The sequence below is a fragment of the Paraburkholderia sp. MPAMCS5 genome (genome assembly GCF_036016995.1).
Taxonomy (GTDB): Bacteria; Pseudomonadota; Gammaproteobacteria; order Burkholderiales; family Burkholderiaceae; genus Paraburkholderia.
Genome location: NZ_JAYXBK010000005.1, coordinates 331786 through 349472, shown reverse-complemented (window position 1 = coordinate 349472; position 17687 = coordinate 331786). Strand labels below are relative to the sequence as shown.

Annotated in this window: 13 protein-coding genes; 4 read left to right on the top strand and 9 right to left on the bottom strand. The window is 64.9% G+C overall.

From position 1 onward, the window contains the following. Positions 1-47: 47 nt before the first annotated feature. From VOM14_RS14450 to VOM14_RS14440, 3 genes are all read right to left on the bottom strand, one after another. Complete coding sequence (locus VOM14_RS14450; protein WP_327629390.1) at positions 48-2021, bottom strand: hybrid sensor histidine kinase/response regulator; 1974 nt, start codon at positions 2019-2021, stop codon at positions 48-50. A gap of 52 nt (positions 2022-2073) precedes the next feature. Next, positions 2074-2565 carry a response regulator gene (locus VOM14_RS14445; RefSeq protein WP_327629389.1) on the bottom strand — a complete coding sequence of 164 codons (492 nt, stop codon included), beginning with the start codon at positions 2563-2565 and terminating at the stop codon, positions 2074-2076. A gap of 123 nt (positions 2566-2688) precedes the next feature. Next, positions 2689-4299 (bottom strand): sensor histidine kinase, encoded by a 1611-nt coding sequence (locus tag VOM14_RS14440; RefSeq protein ID WP_327629388.1) that lies wholly within the window; start codon positions 4297-4299, stop codon positions 2689-2691. Between the two features lie 335 nt (positions 4300-4634). Between VOM14_RS14440 and VOM14_RS14435 the strand changes: the two genes are divergently transcribed. Next, positions 4635-5126, top strand: coding sequence for a hypothetical protein (locus VOM14_RS14435; RefSeq protein WP_327629387.1), 492 nt, complete (start codon positions 4635-4637; stop codon positions 5124-5126). 279 nt (positions 5127-5405) lie between these two features. On the opposite strand, the gene VOM14_RS14430 is transcribed toward VOM14_RS14435, so the two are convergent. Continuing rightward, entirely contained in the window at positions 5406-8015 is a 2610-nt protein-coding gene (locus VOM14_RS14430) for an AsmA family protein (protein ID WP_327629386.1), read from the bottom strand. Positions 8016-8168: 153 nt separating this feature from the next. Between VOM14_RS14430 and VOM14_RS14425 the strand changes: the two genes are divergently transcribed. Both VOM14_RS14425 and VOM14_RS14420 read left to right on the top strand, forming a co-directional pair. Continuing rightward, entirely contained in the window at positions 8169-8879 is a 711-nt protein-coding gene (locus tag VOM14_RS14425; protein ID WP_327629385.1) for an ABC transporter ATP-binding protein, read from the top strand. Then, positions 8876-9682: an ABC transporter permease gene (locus VOM14_RS14420; protein ID WP_327629384.1), complete on the top strand. Its 807-nt coding sequence runs from the start codon at positions 8876-8878 to the stop codon at positions 9680-9682. Before VOM14_RS14425 ends, VOM14_RS14420 begins: the two co-directional genes overlap by 4 nt. A gap of 56 nt (positions 9683-9738) precedes the next feature. Here VOM14_RS14420 and VOM14_RS14415 read toward each other — a convergent pair whose 3' ends face one another. After that, a complete protein-coding gene (locus VOM14_RS14415; protein WP_327629383.1) occupies positions 9739-10302 on the bottom strand; it encodes a DUF6013 family protein in 564 nt (187 codons plus the stop codon). Positions 10303-10556: 254 nt separating this feature from the next. Then, complete coding sequence (locus tag VOM14_RS14410; RefSeq protein ID WP_327629382.1) at positions 10557-11573, bottom strand: zinc-binding alcohol dehydrogenase family protein; 1017 nt, start codon at positions 11571-11573, stop codon at positions 10557-10559. 131 nt (positions 11574-11704) lie between these two features. On the opposite strand from VOM14_RS14410, the gene VOM14_RS14405 reads away from it, so the two are divergent. Beyond that, entirely contained in the window at positions 11705-12658 is a 954-nt protein-coding gene (locus VOM14_RS14405; RefSeq protein WP_327629381.1) for a LysR family transcriptional regulator, read from the top strand. Positions 12659-12691: 33 nt separating this feature from the next. Here VOM14_RS14405 and VOM14_RS14400 read toward each other — a convergent pair whose 3' ends face one another. The 3 genes from VOM14_RS14400 to ku all read right to left on the bottom strand — a co-directional run bounded on the left by VOM14_RS14400 (position 12692) and on the right by ku (position 17069). After that, positions 12692-13018, bottom strand: a complete 327-nt coding sequence (locus tag VOM14_RS14400; RefSeq protein ID WP_327629380.1) for a hypothetical protein — start codon at positions 13016-13018, stop codon at positions 12692-12694. 38 nt (positions 13019-13056) lie between these two features. After that, a complete protein-coding gene (gene ligD, locus VOM14_RS14395) occupies positions 13057-15876 on the bottom strand; it encodes a DNA ligase D (RefSeq protein ID WP_327629379.1) in 2820 nt (939 codons plus the stop codon). A gap of 170 nt (positions 15877-16046) precedes the next feature. Next, entirely contained in the window at positions 16047-17069 is a 1023-nt protein-coding gene (ku, locus tag VOM14_RS14390) for a non-homologous end joining protein Ku (protein ID WP_327629378.1), read from the bottom strand. Positions 17070-17687: the final 618 nt, after the last annotated feature.

Here is a 17687-nt window from a genome sequence, read left to right as displayed (position 1 = left end):
GTTGCGATGCACTCGCAACAGGCCTTTTTCTTTGCGTGCGCGCTGTCTTACCGTTCCTTCTGCGCCTTGATGTTGATGGCGTTCTCGATCATGGTTTCGAGTTGTGCGAAGTTCACCGGCTTCGTCAAATGCGAAGTGAAGCCGGCGGCGAAGCATCGGCGCACGTCTTCGTCGGTGCCGAAGCCGGTCAGCGCAATAGCCGGCGCGTCCGAACTCGCGCGATACGCCTTGATGAAGTCGAGACCCGTGCCGTCCGGCAAGCCGACGTCGCTGACAATCAGATCGAAGGTCTGCAATTGCGTGGCAGCCAGTGCGTCGTCCACGCGGCCCACGGTCGTCACGTCGTGGCCGAGCGTGCGGATCAGTTGCGCCATGACCTCGGCCGTGTCGACGTGATCCTCGATCAGCAAAATGTTAAGCACACCGGCCGGATGCATGCGCTCGGGTATCACGACCTGCGAGGTTTGCGCGGGCGCCGCCGCGGTGGGCAGCGTGATCGTGAAGGTCGCGCCGCAATGCGGCCCCGGACTTTGCGCGGTGACGGTGCCGCCATGCACGTCCGTGAGCGCCTTCGTGATGGCAAGTCCGAGACCCAGCCCGCCGAACTGCCGCGTCATTTTCTGATCGCCCTGTTCGAACGCGTTGAACAGTTTGCCGATCTGTTCCGGCTCGATGCCGATGCCCGTATCTTCGACCACGATCTGCACATGCATGCGTTCGTCGCGCGTGCGCACGTAGATATGACCGCCGTCGGGCGTGAACTTCGCGGCGTTGCGAATCAGGTTCCACAGCATCTGCTGCAGGCGCGCGCGATCGGCGAGCACGTAGTGATGCTGCGCGTCCTTGTGCACGTGCACATCCTGCTGCTTGACCTGAATCTCGCTGCGGAACAGTTCGAGCACGCTGTCTATCACGTCGTGCACGTCGACCGTTTCCAGCGACAGACGCAGCTTGCCGTTCGCCACGCGCGTGAGGTCGAGCAGATCGTCGATCAGCCGCGCCTCGAGTTCGATATTGCGACGGATCATGCGCACGCTTGCGCGCGCCTGATCCGGCAGGTTGGGAATCATTTCGAGCACGCTCGCGCCCGCGAGAACCGGCGTCAGCGGCGTGCGCAACTCGTGCGACAGCATGGCGAGAAAGCGGTCTTTTGCGCGGTTCGCTTCCTCGGCGGTCTGACGCGCGGCCTGTTCCGAAGCAAGAAGCCGTTCGCGTTCCTGCATCGCCTCGCGCTCGGAATGGATGTCCGTGCAGCTGCCGAACCATTTGCTGATGTGGCCTTCGTTGTCACGCGTGGCGACCATGCGGGCATCGAACCAGCGGTATTCGCCGTCGTGGCGACGGATTCGCAGCTCGTGCCGGTAGGTGCCCGCATTGCCCGCCACGGCCTGAAGCCAGCTACGGCGGATTTCCTCGCGATCGTCGGGGTGCACGGCGTCGAGCCACGCGAGACCGTGCGAGGCGTTTTCGCCGAGGCCCGTGTAGTCGTACCACTGCTTCGACAGGAAATCGAAATCGCCCGCGCCGTTGCAGGTGAGCACGAGGTGCGGCAACGCTTCCGACAAATTGCGGTAATGCTGCTCGCGATCGCGCAACAGCAAGGCTTCGTCCGAAGCGCGCTGCAGGCGCACTTGCGACAACACCCGCTCCACGGCTTCGGGCAAATAGTCGAGGTAGTCGCCGGATTTCGGCACCACGTCCGACACGCCCGCGCGCAGCGCCTCGATGACACGCGACTCGTCGGTAAAGCCGGTCACGAGAATAGCGGGAATCCGCACGCCTTCCGAGCGCAGACGGCGGAAGAAATCGAGGCCGGTTTCCGGTCCGTTCAGCTGATAGTCGAGCACCAGCAGGTCGAGGCCGCCGCCGGCGAGCCGCTCGCGCGCCGCTTCCACGCTCGCGCAGACCGCGACCCGGCAGCCGGAGCGTTCGAGCGACTTGCGCGCGAGCCGCAAGATGCCCTCGTCGTCATCGACGACGAGAACATGGGCGGCAAGCTGAGGGGACACTTCTTCGGTCATGCGCACTTTGTGAATGGGGTCTGTATGGGCCGTGGGCAGTCTTGTCACGCGATCATGACGAAGCGAAGCGATGCCCCGACGGCAACTTCACCACCTGCAGGAAAAAGCCGAGGCGTCGCACCGCTTCGATAAAGGCATCGTACTCGACCGGCTTCGTAATATAGACGTTGCAGCCTAGCTCATAGCATCGCGCGATCTCGCGGGGATCGTCTGTGGTGGTCAACACGATCACGGGCACGGGCGCGGTCCGCGGCGATTCCTTCAGGCGCCGCAACACCTCGAAGCCGTCCACGCGCGGCATCTTCAGATCGAGCAGCACGACAAAATTCTTCAGTTGCTCGAGGCCCGGATGCGTGCCCGCCGCGCGGCCATCGGGCGCCTGAGACGGGTTGTCGCCGAAGAAATAATCCAGCGCCTGCTGACCGTCGCGAAAGCGCACGAAGCCGTTGGAAATACCGGCGCGGCGCAAATTGCGTTCGACGAGTGTCGCATGACCATCGTCGTCTTCGATCAGTACGATGCTGACCGTTTCCCCGTCGCTCATAGGTCCTCCGTTCTCTCGGTTCGTGCCCGGTTCATATAGATGCGGCGCTGCCCGCTCTGAATCTGATCCTGTCATGTCCGTCTGTCCAAGCTGCGCCAGTTTTTGTACTGCGGCTGCCGCGCATCACAAACGCGCGGGCTGTTCCGGCAACACGACGAAAAAGGTCGATCCCGCGCCTTGCGCCGACTCGACCCATACACGGCCGCCATGCCGCTCGACGGTGCGCCGCACCACCGCGAGGCCCACGCCGTCGCCGTTCGCCACGTCGCCATGCAGACGCTGAAACGCACGGAAGACTTTCGACATATAGGCAGCCGGAATCCCCAGCCCGTTATCGCGCACATAGTAGGTGCGCATGCGCACCGCGCGCGGGCCGTTTTCCTCGACGGGGCCGGGTTCGAGCGCGCCGACTTCGATGCGCCCGCGACGCTCCGGGTCGAGATAATTCAATGCATTGCCGATCAGGTTGCTGAAGATCTGCTCTATCGCGCTCGGGTCGCCCCACGCGGGCGGCAGGTCGCGCACGGTGATTATCGCCGCGCGCTGCCCGATGGCGCTCTCCAAAGTATCGACGACGCGTGTCACCACGCGCCCCACGCTCACCCGTTGCCATTGATATTCGAGCCGGCCGGCACGCGAAATCCGCAACAGCGCTTCGATGATCGCGGCCGCGCGCGTGACGGCGCTGCGCAAATATTGCAAGGATTCGCGTACGTCGCCGTCGAGAATATGCGTCATGCGCTTATGTTCGGCCTCGGGCAACCGCGCCTCTACGACGATGCTGTCCAGCTCGTCGCACGAGACCTGCAGTTCCTTCGAAAATCCCTGCAGATTCACGAGCGGCGAGCGCAAGTCGTGCGATACGCTGTAGATAAACATTTCATTGTCTTGCGTCTCCTGGCGCAGTTCCTCATTGACGCCGGCCAACTCCTGCGCACGCGCTTCGAGACGCGCTTTCAGCGACGTCTGTTCGGTCTCCGCCTCACGCAGACGCGCGCCGGTTTGATGCAGCACGGCGTCTAGCGCAGCGATTTCGTCGTTACCGGACAGGCGCGCCGCTAGCGGCCGCCCGTTGCCGAGACGCTCCGCGTTATCGGTCAACACCTCCAGCCGCCTGCCGATGCTGCGCGCGAACACCATCGCGGTGCCGGCCCAGACCAGCATGGAGCCGAGCACCGCGGCGATCAACGCATGCTGCTGACGCTCGCGACGCCGCGCGAGCGCGCCCGAGCGCTCCGTGTCGAGCCGCGACGCCTCTTCGCCGAATGCCGCGAGATCGTCGCGCAACGCGGTGATGGGCTGAGGCAGTGCGCCGCTCTCGAGCGCGGCCAGCGGCTTCGTACTGCGGCCTTCATGCAGCGCCTGCGACACGGTCGCGGTCTGCGCGCGGTACGCCTCGATAGCGCGCCGCATCTTGTGCACCCGTTCGACCTGCTCCGGCGTATCGGCAACCAGCGTTTCGAGCTTCGACAGACGGTCGCTGACCTCGACCCATGCCGTATGCCGGTCGATCATCGACGCGTCGCCGATCACCATGCCGGTACGAACCCGCGCTGCCTGACGCAGCAGTGGCTCGACAATTGCTGACGACTGGTAAAGGATCTGCTTGCTATTGGTGACCCGCTGCGCGGCCTGCTCCGTTTGCTCCTGGGTATCGAACACGACGCCAAGAAGCGTCAGTTCGACCAGGCTGGGCACTGCGATCAGCAGCAGGCCCTTGGTGAATAATTTCATGTTCGCGCGAAGGGTCATTCAGGCTGCGGCAGCTCGCGGGAACCCGCCAGCCGGACGGGCCATTATCGACGTGAATCGTCAATATTTCAATGTGACGGCATCATGCGGCGGCCCACATAAAAGTGACTTTTTTATTGGTGCAAGATGTTTTTTCGGCGCATCGTGCGTCTATGATGGAGTCAGATGTGCTGGGATGCGAAGGCGCGCAGCGAGGCGGTTCGGCATGATTCGTGCGGGAGGCGGTGAGGCGGCGGAGTCGTCGAATCATCGTGAATCCGGCCTTGTCGTATGCTATAAAAGATCGACGTGCGGCGCGCGAAGCCGGGAGTTGTCGCATGAGGACGCTGCGTTTCTTGCAATTCTTTTTCAGGCGAATTTTTATGTCCTTCCCGAAAAAGCGTAGGCGCGCGAAGGTGGACGGCGATGAGTCGTTCCTCGCGGTACTACGGCATTTCAAGCCATTCGGTCAACTCGACACCAAGATTGCGCGCGCTCGCGCACAAGACGAGCCGGTTCTTTACGCACATGTGCTGCCGGGACTCGACGTGCTTCTATGCAGCGTGCGCGGCGCACAGCCGCCCTATCCGGCTCCCGCGGAATTGCGGCGGCGCTGCATCGAATCCATTACGAATGCGCTGGAACAACCGCTCGACGGTCTCGAGAACGGCGGCTACTGGTATGAAGCCGACGGCTTCGGGTTCCTGGTCTTCGCAAGCCGCGCTCGCGGCAAGATCCTGACTGAATTCGGTGCGACACGCGTGGGCGCTCGTCGTGGGGTTCGCCGGCAAGATGCGGCGGGCGACGCTACGCCGCGTTCGTTGCGATAAGCTTCAATCGCCTGCTTTAATCCGCTCGTTCAATGGCCGCACGCCGCGGCGTCTCGCAATGAGACGCGCGGCGTTGCAAAGCGTGTTCGGGTTGTTCGCTTGCGTGGTTCGCTTCTGTTCTTTCCTTCCCTCTTCTTCGTCTGCGATCTTTTCGCGTGATCCGGTTCGCGCGGGATGAGCCGCGCTGCGTCAACGCTCAGCCGATGAGCCATAGAAAGATAAAAGAATGCCCGCTGCCGAAGGTGCGGCGCAATCAGTCGACGGGAAGACCGACGGGCATCAGCTTCCCTTGTATTCCGCTGCGCTCGCCGGCGATACCGCTGCCGGTTTGCGTCCGGTTGCGGCCGGCGTGGAGGCCGCGGCAGGCGCCGAAGCCGCGCCCGACGATCGCTTGTTGACGGGCGCGCCTTCGAGTGAGATCGCGGGCTTGGGTTGCTCCTTGACGCCCGGCGGCGGCGCTTTCGGCGCCTGCCGGACTTGCGACAGAAGCTGAGCGCACGGCAGAGGTTTGTTGTTGCTCGGCGCGAGCAACGGCAGCAACGCCGCGAACGGATTGATGAGGCCGAGGCCCACTGCCGCGCCGCCGCGCAGCGCGAGCGCAGCCGCGTTCACGCCCACATGCGGATTCTTGAAGGTGCCCTTCGCATACAGCGGCGAGCGCAGCGAGAAGATGCGGAAGCCCTTGGTATGCGGATGCACGCCGAGATCCATGGTTTCGTCGCGCATATTCACTGTGCCGTCGATGTCGATCACCGCGTCGTCGGTGTCGAGCGCGAACACGCGCGATTCAAGCACGCCGTTGGTCGCCACGAAATCGGCGGCGGCGCAGTTGATCTTCACGTCGCGATTGCCGAACAGTTTTTCATACACGACGTTCGCCACGTTCAGGCCGGCAGCTTCCATCAGCAGGCGGCTTACCGTGCCGTCCGTGACAAGCGCCTTGATCTCGCCGTTCGACGTCGCCGCGAGCGCCGCTGGCGAATTGCCCGTCGCCGTGAGCGCGGCGTCGCCGTTGATTTCGCCGAGCGCGTTCTGCATCGACTTGAAGTTCGGGAACAGTTCCTTCAGCTTCAGATGCCGCGCGGACGTCGCAAAGCGGCCCTTCAGCGGCGCCCCGCTGCCGTCCAGATGAATGTCCGACGCAAGCGAGCCGCCGGCCACGCCGAACTTCAACGGTTCGAGCGAGAGCACGCCGTCCTTCATCACGACATGCGTGTAGAGGTCCGTGATCGGCAGATTGACGTCCTTGATGATGCGCCGGCCGGTGAACTTCACGTCGGCGTCGATCGCCTTCCAGCGCTCGGTGCGGAATTCCTCGACCGGCAAGACCTTGTCGGCCGGCTGCTTCGCCGCATCGCCGCGCTTGGCCTTGCTCGCTTTCGAATCGGCGCCGATCACCGGCGCGAGGTCGGAGAACCGCAGCAGATGCGACACCAGTTCGCCCTGCAACAGCGGGCGCGGCTCGCGCGCCGTGTAAGTCAGCGAGCCGTTCAGGTCGCTGCCGCCTACGCGCCCTGTAAAGTTTTCATACTTGAAGACGTTGCCCGTGGATTTGAACTGACCGACCAGACGGCCTTCCGTGGCATACGGCGGCGTCTCGGGCAAGGTCACGCCCGTCAGCGAATAAAGCTTCGCCATGCTGCTGCCCTGCACCCACAGACGCAGATCCACGGCGGCGAGATGCGCCGGGTCCGTGATCGTGCCCACGAGGCCCACGTGCAGATCGCCGGCCTTGACGTCGGCCTGGACCGGGAACGGCCGGTTCGCGTCCTGCAACGCGAGCACGCCGCCCACTTTGCCGCTGCCCGACACCGGCGTCTTGTTGTAGGTGCCCTTCAAGGTCCAGCCGATTGCGTAAAGTGGAATCGGGCGTTGCGCGGCGCTTGCATTACTTGCATTACTTGCACCACTTGCACCACTTGCGCCACTTGCAGTGCCCGCACCATTCGCGCCGCTCGCGCCCGATGCCACCACTGCATCACGCGCGGCTTCGCTTGCGGTGCCGCTCGCGTTGCCCGTTGCGCTGTTGCTCGCGGCGCTGCCCGCGCTCCCGCTCGCGCTCGCGGCCTTCGATCCGCCCGCGACGAGCCCGCCCGAGGCACCCGTGGCCGGCGTCGTGCCGGAGGCCTGGATGTCGGTCGCGGACGCGCCGGAAGCCGCCGCCGCCGATGCCGCGGAAGCCGCCGAGGCGGCCTGCGCGTCGGCCTGGGCGCCGAGCTTCTGCGCGCCGGCCTTGCCGACCGCTTCCGCCGATGCCTTGCGCGACGCCTCTTCCTGCTGCTTCATCGCCTCGCCGATCGGAATCGGCTGGCCGAGCGTATCGACGGCCATTTGCACGTCGACCTTCTTCTGCTGGTCCGACAGCGCGATGTCGCCCTTCGCGAACACGATGTCGTGCAGATCGAGTTTCCACTGCGACGGCGTTTTCGACGACGGCAACTGGAACGTCCAGTTATTGCGTCCATCGAGCATGCGTTCGAGGTCGACGGAAGGATTGACGAGGTTGATCGCCGGAATCACGATATCGTGCGCGAGAAGCGGCAGCACCTCCACCTGGAAGTCGATTTCATCGAGCGTGGCGAACTGCGGGCGCTTCGCCCAGTCGGGATTCGCAATCGTAATGTTGGCCGCCGAGAAACGCGGCCAGGGCACCCAGCTTCGCCAGCCCGTTTCGCCGACCGAATGCCGCCAGCCCACCTTCAGATCGCCGTTGATCGTGAACTGCCGCCCGATAGCCTGCGTGACCTTGTCGTCGACGTACGGCCGGGCGCGGTTCCAGTCGAAGGTCAGAATGAAAATCGTCAGCGCCGCAATGAGAATGACGATGATCGCCACGATCCACGCAACTATCTTTCCGATCCGTCTTCCGATTGTGCTCGACCCTGCCATCAGGAAGCTCCCGCATTGTTCTTCATTGCCGGTAGGGCAGCAGATATTGTGCCCGCGAGCCGGTTGCCGGGACCGCGTTGGTGACTGCTTCGGATCCGCCTCAGACTTTATGATGCTGCATCGCTCAACACGTTCCTCACGCATCTCATCTTCATGACCGACGTTCCTCTCGTTCTCGCCGACAGCATCGTCCGGCGCGATGCCTCGCGTGGCCAGACGCTCCTCGAACCCACCACCTTCGCGCTCGACGCGGGCGACCGTGTCGCGATCACCGGGCCGTCCGGCTCCGGCAAGAGCGTGTTCCTGCGCTCGCTCGCGCTGCTCGATCCGCTCGATGCCGGACGCATCGTCTGGCGCGGCGCGCCGCTCGAGCGTGCCGCGATTCCGCGCTACCGGCGCAACGTCGCGTATATCAGGCAGCGGCCGGCGCTGCTCGACGGCACCGTCGAAGACAATCTGCGCTACCCGTTCGAATTGCACGCGTATCGCGACGTACGCTTTGACCGCGCGCATGCGGCGGGCCTGGCTGCGCGGGCGGGCCGCGGCGGCGACTTTCTCGACAAGCGCGCAAGCGAACTGTCAGGCGGCGAAGCGCAAATCACCGCGTTGATCCGCGTGCTGCAACTCTCGCCGCACGTGCTGCTGCTCGACGAGCCGACCGCCTCGCTCGACCCCGAGTCGTCGCGCGCCATTGAAGCACTGGTGCATGCGTGGTTCGATGCCGAGCCTCGCGCTCATGCGTCTATCTGGGTATCGCACGATCCGGCACAAGCCGCGCGCATGAGCGCGCGCCATCTGACCATGCGCGCGGGCGTGCTCGACGAGCGCCCGCTCGCGACCGTCCACGGAGAATCCCGCCCATGACACTGCAAAACCTGAGTCTCTGGGACGTCGCGATCGCCGCGTTGCTGATCGTCGTGAACGGCGCGGTGTCGGTCGCGCTCAAGCTCGATCTCGAACGCAAGCTCGCGTGGGCCGCGGTGCGCACCGTCGTGCAACTGCTCGCGATCGGCTACGTGCTCGGCTGGGTGTTCCGCTACGACCACTGGTTCGTCGTGCTGCCGCTGATGATCGTGATGACGCTGATCGCGGGCTTCGCGGGCGCGCAACGCGGCAGCCGCACCTACGCGGGACAGCGCGCGGACAGCGTGCTGTCGATCTGGGTCAGTTCGTGGCTCGTGGCGGCGATCGGGCTCTTCGTCGTGATCCGCATTCACCCGTGGTATGCGCCGCAATATGCGATTCCGATTCTCGGCATGATTCTCGGCAACACGCTCACGGGCGTCTCGCTCGGTATCGAGCGGATGACCGAGGAGTTGACCGCGCGCCGCGACCGCGTGGACATGGCGCTCGCGCTCGGCGCGACCCGCTGGGAAGCCGCGCAGGCGCCCGCGCGTCAGGCGGTGCGCGCGGGCATGATGCCGACGCTCAACCAGATGGCCGTGGTCGGCGTGGTGAGTCTGCCCGGCATGATGACGGGCCAGGTGCTGGCCGGCCAGTCGCCGTTGCAGGCGGTGCGCTATCAGATCGTGATCATGTTTCTGATCGCCGCGTCATCGGCACTCGGGACCGTGGGCGCGGTGCTGCTCACGTACCGGCGCCTGTTCTCAGCGGAGCATCGGTTTCTGTCGGCGCGGCTTATCGAGCGGACCGGCGCGCGGCGGTGACGCGCGCCGGCTGCGTTCATCGGTTCCGGTTCCGGCGATCGAAGCGTGTCAGCGCTTCAACGCTTCGCGCTGACCGTCACGACCGTGCCGTCGCTCAGCGTCAGCGTTTTCGTGCTGCCGTTCACCGGCATCGTAAAACGTAGCACCTGGCTTATGCTGACATCGTTCGGACACTTGATCGATTTACCGGCCGCCGTGACCGTTTTGGCGCCATCCGGCTTGTGCGCCTGGAAGCTCAATTGCACGGTCGCCGTGCCGTCTTCGCCGACCACCGGCGCGAGGCGGATCTGCGTCTGGCGGATCATCGCGCCGTTGGCGTCGAGCGGCAGCGACGCGTAGTTCGGGCACGTTTCCGTGGCCGGCACCGCGCCGCCGGGCGGCACGGTCTTCCAGGTGAAATCGTCCGACTGCCCCGAGCGGATCGTGCGGGTTTCCTGCGAATTGCCGAACTGTTTCGACGTGACGCGGACCGTGTAGCGAATCGGTCCGTCGAGAGCGGATTGCGACGTCACGGTGATCGGCGTTGCCGCGTGAGCGGCCGGCGTGACGAGGCCCGCAGCAAGCGCGCAAGCAAGAGAAGCGACAACTGAAACGGCGGAGAGTTTGAAGCTGGAGCTCATACTGTCACCTCGTTGTTGTGCCGCTGCGTGCCCGCTTCAGCGCGATTGCCCGCGCAAGGTCCACGCGGGTTCCTCACGGGTTCCTCACGGGTTCCGCGCAGGTTTCACGCGGCTTCGATACGGTCCGCTGGAGCCGTTCGCGGACGCGGGACACGCAACCGTTTTTGCATGATGCGCCACCAGTCTACCGCCAAGCGATGCCGCGCGCGCTGTCCGCGCATCGGGTGTTACCCCGCTTGCGCCGAGGCGCTTTATCAGAAGCCGCTCAGCACGAGCTTGCCGATCGCGTGTCCTTCTTCGAGCAGGCGATGCGCGCGGCGCAGATTCGCGGCGTTGATCGCGCCGAGGTGCTGCCCGACGGTCGTGCGCAATGTGCCTGCGTCGACGAGACGCGCCACTTCGGTCAGCAGCTTGTGTTGCTCGATCATGTCGGGCGTGCCGAACATCGAACGCGTGAACATGAATTCCCAGTGAAAGGCGGCGCTTTTCGCCTTCAGCAATTCGACGGGCACCGGCTTTTTGTTCTCCACGATCGTGCAGATGCCGCCTTGCGGTTTGACAAGCTCGGCGGCGGCCGGGAAATTCCGGTCGGTGTCGTTGAACATCAGCACGTAGTCCACTTGCGCGATGCCGAGCTTCTTCAATTGCGCGGGCATGTCGCCGAAGTGATCGACGATATGATCCGCGCCCAGCTCCGTCGCCCACTTCGCCGACTCGGGGCGCGACGCCGTCGCGATGACTTTCAGCTTCGCGAGCTGCTTCGCCAGTTGAATGCCGATCGAGCCGACCCCGCCCGCGCCGCCGAAAATCAGCAAGGTGCGGCCTTCGTGCGCGCCTTGCGGCGACACGCCGAGGCGGTCGAACAGCGCTTCCCACGCTGTGATCGCCGTCAGCGGCAACGCGGCGGCCTGCGTGAAATCGAGCGAGGCCGGCTTGCGCCCGACGATGCGCTCATCGACCAGATGAAACTCGCTGTTCGCGCCCGGCCGCGTGATGCTGCCCGCATAGAAGACCGGATCGCCGACCTTGAACAGCGTTACGTCCGGACCCGCCCCGACCACGGTGCCCGCCGCGTCCCAGCCGAGCACGCGCGGTTCTTTTTCGACGGCGTCTTTCGGCCCGCGCACTTTGGTGTCGACTGGATTCACGGAGATCGCTTCGACTTTCACGAGCAGATCGCGACCCGTGGCTTCGGGTTGCGCAATCTCGACGTCGATCAAGGCTTCGTCGTGATCGGCGGGCAAATAGCGGTGGAGACCGACGGCTTTCATATGCGCTCCTGTTGGTTGGGCGAGGTTGAAGTTCAAGCTGGGTTCGAAACCCGTTGACGTGATCGTAAGCCGCCTCTTTACTGTGAGAAAAGCAGCATAATCGCTGAAACATCTTTTTGATTTTCCGAAGAATGGACCTTCCGGCTTCCCCAGCGCGTGCTGCTTCCAACGAACGCGAGCGGCTCGATCTGCTCGACGTCGCGCTCTTCGTGCGGGCCGCGCTGCTCGCCAACGTGTCGGCGGCGGGCCGCGAATTCGGTTTGTCGGCGGCGGTGGCGAGCGCGCGACTCGCCCAACTGGAGAAGCTGCTCGGCGCCCGGCTGCTGCATCGGACCACGCGGCGCATCAGTCTCACGCAGGACGGCGAAGTGTTCATGGCGCGCGCCGAGGCGCTGCTCGATGCGGCCGCCGCCGCGCGCGCGTCGGTGGGTCGCGCAAAGGCCGAGCCGCAAGGCCGCTTGCGCGTGTCGATGCCGTCGTCGTTCGGGCGGCAGCATGTGTCGCCTGTCATCAGCGAATTCTTGCGCCGTTATCCGGGCGTGAGCGTCGATTTGCGCCTGACCGACCAACTGGTCGATCTCGTCGATGCCGGTATCGACGTGGCGATCCGCGTCGGCACGCTGAAGGATTCGTCGCTGGTCGCGCGGCGGCTCGCCGTGAACCGGCGTGTGTTGTGCGCGGCGCCCTCCTATCTCGCCGAGCGCGGCACGCCGCATCATCCGTCCGATCTGGCCGAGCACGAATGCATGATTCTGTCGGACCAGCGCGACTGGGCGTTCGACACGCCGGCGGGTCCGCTCGCCGTGCGCGTGAGCGGGCGCATCGTCGCCGATAACGGCGAAGTGATCCGCGACGCGCTGCTCGCCGGCTTCGGCATCGCCCTCAAATCGACGTGGGACGTGGCGCCGTTTCTGCGCAGCGGCGAACTGGTCAGCGTGCTGGACAGCTATCCGCTCGCCGGGAACGTGGCGATCTGGGCCGTGTATCCGAGCCGCGCGTTCGTGCCGCCGAAGACCCTCGCCTTCATGGATTTTCTCGCCGGCCATTTCGGCGACCCGCCTTACTGGGATGCCGAGCCGGCCTGAAGCACGCGCAAGCGGCTCTTGAAACGCCGCGAGTCAGCGCTTGCCGCTTCCCGCTCCGGGCGCCGTGTTGCCCGACTTCTTGCCCGGGTTCTTGCCCGAGTTGGCGTCGGCGTGCGCGTCGTTCTGCGTCTTTTCCTGATATTCGTCGCCACCGCGGCGGTCGGTGTCCTGCAATCCGCGCTCGAGGTCGCTATGCGCCTGCTTGCCCACCTGCCGCGCATCGTCCTCGTGTTGCGATTCCACGTCCTGGTCGCTCTCGTGCGGCAGCGGCGCGGCCGCTTCCTGCAACGAGCGCGGGTCTTTGTGTCCATGCGGATCGGCCTCTTTGCCGCCATCGGACGATTGCGGGGTGCTCTTCATAGCGCGCTCCTTTTCCGGTATTGAAGATTGCCGCGCGATCACGCTCCGCCGAGGCGCTTTCTCATTGCCGCGGTGATGCGTTGGCGCGTTTTGGGATAGTCGGCCCACGGATCGCGCTTCAGATTCGCGAGCCGCTCATGCAGGTTCTCGATATTCCACTGATCGCCGCCCGTGGTCGTCGCGACTTCGTCCCACGCGAGCGGCACCGAGACGCCCAAACCCGGCCGCGCGCGCAACGAAAACGCGGCGACTGTGCTGGAGCCGCGGTTATTGCGCAAATAATCGACGAAGATCTTCTGCTTGCGGTTCTGCGCGCCCATCTTCGCGCTGAAGTATTTGGGCAGTGTGCTCGCCATGTGCTGCGCGACGGCTTGCGAGAATTCCTTCACTTCGTCCCAGCCCGCGTGTTTGGCGAGCGGCACCACGACATGCAGGCCCTTGCCGCCGCTCGTTTTGCAAAACGACGTGAGACCGAGTTCGTCGAGCAGCGAACGCGTCAGTTGGGCGGCCTCGATCATCCGCTCCCAGCCGAGCGACGCGTCCGGGTCGAGATCGAACACGACGCGGTCGGGCTTCTCGATATTCGACGCCACGCCGTTCCACGTGTGGAATTCGATCGTGCCCATTTGCGCGGCGCCGACCAGCGCCTCGACGCTCTCGACGGTGATGAGCGGCGGATGACCCGGATCGAGCCCGGGATGTTGCGTGATATTCGGGATCGACAGCTTCTGGCTGTGCTTCTGAAAAAACAGCTCCCCGCCGATGTCCTCGGGCGCGCGCACGAGCGAGACGGGCCGGTCGGCCAGATGCGGCAACATCCATGGCGCGACCGACTCGTAGTACTGCACGAGGTCGATCTTGCGCGCGCCGGTGCTCCTGTCGATCACGCGATCGGGATGCGAGATGCGAACGCTGGCGATTTCCGCGGGCGAGGCGGCTTTTTTCGAGCTTGTCGCAGCGCTTTTGCTGGCGGCCCGCGTTTTTGCCCGCGCGGGTTCTTCCGCCGAGGTGCTCGCTGCGGATGCCGCTTGGTCTGTCTCGCTGGCCGCCTTTTTCGCAGCACGCTTCTTCGGGCTCGCGACAGACGCCGCGGCCTCGCTATCGGTTTGCTGTTGCACGTCGTCTCCTTTGCGGGGTGCTTCCTTGACGATCTGACGCGCCGGCTTGTCGCTGCGCAGACTCACGAACGATGCCTGGCGCACGATACCGTCGCTCGTCCATTCGGCGAAATTGCATTCCGCGACGAGCACCGGCTCGACCCAATGCACCGGCGTGCGGCTGCGCTCGCGCGGCGCGCTCGCGAACGGCATGCGCTGCGTTTCGTGCGCGTCGAGCGCCTGCTTCACCGAGCGCAGCAGCGCGGCGTCGAAACCGGTGCCGACGCGGCCGGCATATTGCAGCTTGCCCGTGCTGTCATGCACGCCGAGCAGAAGCGCGCCGAACGCCGCGCGGCTGCCCGACGGTTCCGAATATCCGCCGATCACGAACTCCTGGCGCCGCCGGCATTTGAGCTTGATCCACGTGGCCGAGCGGCCCGACAGATAGCCGCTGTCGCGCCGTTTGCCGATGATGCCTTCGAGCGCCATGTCGCATGCGCTTTTGAGCAGGTCGTCGGCGCTGAACTCGAAGTCGTTGGAAAAGCGCAGTACGCTGTCGTCGATGGGTTCGAGCAGCGCGCGCAGAATCGCGCGGCGCTGCTGAAGCGGCACGGCGCGCAGGTCGTAGCCGTTCAGATACGGCAAGTCGAACAAATAGATGACGATATCTTGCGGGCGGTTCGAGTCGAACGCGTTTTGCAGCGCCTGAAAGCTCGGCACGCCGTGCTCGTCCAGCACGACCGCTTCGCCGTCGAGCCACGCGCTCTCGACGCCGAATTGCCCGAACGCCTTGACCTGCTTCGAGAACTTGGTGGTCCAGTCATTACCGGCTCGCGTGAAGACATGCACGCCGCGGCTCTTTGCGCTCGCGTCGATACGCACGAGCACGCGGTAGCCGTCGAACTTGATCTCGTACGACCAGTCGTCGCCGGGCGGCGTGGCATCGACGAGCGTCGCCAGTTGCGGCTTGAGCGCGGCGGGCAGTCTGGCCTTCACCGCGCCTTCGATGGCGGGCCCGGCCGCGAGTTCGCGCAGCGACTCGCCGCTGCGCGTGGCGACGATGTCCGGACGCTTCGGGTCGCCGCGCGCCGATGCGGTTTTGCTCCTTGTCGCGGCAGCCGGCTTGTCCGCCGGCTTCTTCAGCTTCCGCTTGCCGGCCGGCGACGCGCCGTCGGCCAGCACGCTGCCGGGCCGCTCTGCGAGGATGTCGTACTCGCTTTCGTCGCGCGCTTCGTCGTCGCGCTCCTTGATGAGCAGCCACTGCTCCTTGTCGGCGTTGCCGCGCATGTGGCTGCGCACGAGCGTCCAGCCGCCGTGCAGCTTCTCGCCGTGCAGGTGGAATTTCAGCTTGCCCGCCCGATAGGCGCGCGCCGCCTCGGCCGCGCCGCCGACCGGCTCCCACGTGCCGCGATCCCACACGATCACGCTGCCCGCGCCGTAATTGCCGGGCGGAATCTCGCCTTCGAACGAGCCGTATTCGACCGGATGATCTTCCACGTGCACGGCCAGCCGCTTGACCGACGGATCGAGGCACGGCCCCTTCGGCACCGCCCACGAAAGCAGCGCGCCGTTCAATTCGAGCCGGAAGTCGTAATGCAGGCGGCGCGCGTGGTGTTCCTGAATGACGTACGACAGCCCCGCTTCCGCTTCGCGGCTCGCCGCGCCGCGAGCGCCGCGCTTGCGAGCCGCGCCGGTGCCCGCTGGCTCGGGCGTTTCGTCGAAGCGGCGCTTGCGGTTGTAGAGGTCGAGTCTGTCTGTCATGGCGAGGACTTCGTCGGGCTTCGAATGCAGTGTGTGATGGCGGTTTGGCGGTTTGGCGGTTTGGCGGTTTGGCGGTTTGGCGGTTTGGCGGTTTGGCGGTTTGGCGGTTTGGCGGTTTGGCGGTTTGGCGCGGCGATGCCGGGTGGCTCATGCCATGGCGCGCCGCTTCATTACGCCGCCGCGCGGCGCTTGCGCGCCGCCGTCGTGGACTTTGCCGCTGCTCGGCTCGCGCCGCCGCTGCCAGCTGAGCGCGGCGAGGACGTCGAACGCGTGGCGCGCGGCGCGCGGGGCTTCTTGCGCGGCGCCGTCGAGCCGCTGTCGTCGGCGGTATCGGTGTCTTCTTCCGCGGCCTCGTCGTCCGCGGCGCGTTTGCGCGTGCCGGCGGCGGGCCTGGTCTTGCCGCGCCCGAGGCTGCGTTTGAGCAGGTCGGAGAGATCGAGAATATCGGCCGATTGACGCGATTCGCGCGGAGCTTCGACTTCGGTGATTTCCTCCGTCTTGCCCTCGCGAACCTTGCGCTCGACGAGCGCCATGATGTCGTCGCGGAACGTGTCGTGATAATTCGACGGGTCCCACACGTCGCTCATGTCGTCGATCAGCTTTTTGGCCATGTCGAGTTCGCGCGCGCTGACGCCTGCTGCTTTCGTGCCCTCGGCGGGCAGCTTGAATTCGTCGAAATCGCGCACCTCGTCGGCCCAGCGCAGCGTATTCAGCGCGAGCACCGGGCCCACCGGAATCAGCGCCGCGAGATGCTGCTTGTTGTGCAGGACGACGCTCGCCACACCGACCTTGCCCGACGATTTCATCGCCTCGCGCAAGAGCGCGTAGACCTTTTCGCCTTTCCGGTCGGGCGCGAGAAAATACGGCGTGTCGAGATAGAGGAAGGAGATTTCGGGAGCATCGACGAACGCGAGGATATCGACCGTTTGCGTGGATTCGGGATTCGCCGCGCGAATTTCGTCGTCGGTCAGGACGACGTACTTGTCTTTCTCGTACTCGAAGCCGCGCACGATGTTCTCGCGTGCCACGTCTTTGCCGGTGCGCTTGTTGATCTGCTTGTAGCCGACCGGGTCGATCGTGCGCTTGTCGAGCAGATTGAAGCCGACTTTTTCCGACTTCGTCGCCGGATATAACTGCACCGGTACGTGGACGAGTCCGAAGCTGATCGCGCCTTTCCAGATCATATGTGCCATCGTGCGCTCCGCGTGGGGCTAGGACTTACAGGTTTACGCTGAAGCAGCAAGCGTGCCCATGGGGTGTGGCAATGCGCGGCATTGAGGGCGTTTTGCGGGCGCCCGCGGTGCGGTGTAAGTCTTGCATCGTGGTGGCAAAAAATACGGGTGGGCCCGGCGCGGAGGCCGGGGTTTCTGGTTTTGGTTTCTGGTTTTGGTTTGTTCGTTGGGTGTTACTGCTTTTGCTTGCGGTCTATTAGCGTTGCCCCTTTGCGGGGCGGCACTCACTTTCTTTGCGGCTGCAAAGAAAGTAAGCAAAGAAAGCGGCTCACACCGCCAGCTCATAAGCGGGCACCCTGGCTTGGAGTGGCCCATGGCTCATCTGGAATCGGTGTCGTCGCACACTCCGCACCTGTGACAAAGCCGTCATCCTTCCGGCGGCGCTGCCGCGCGCCGCCGCGGTCATTCTTAAAACCATGGGCAAACCAAGCGCACGGCGTTATGCAGGCCCTTCCGATGAGCACGCAGTGCGAGGCGGGAAGCATGACTGCCTTGTCACCAGGGCGGAATGTGCGAGGACACCGGTTCCAGATGATCCACTGCCCACTCCAAGCCCGGGGAGCCGCTTATGGGCTGGCG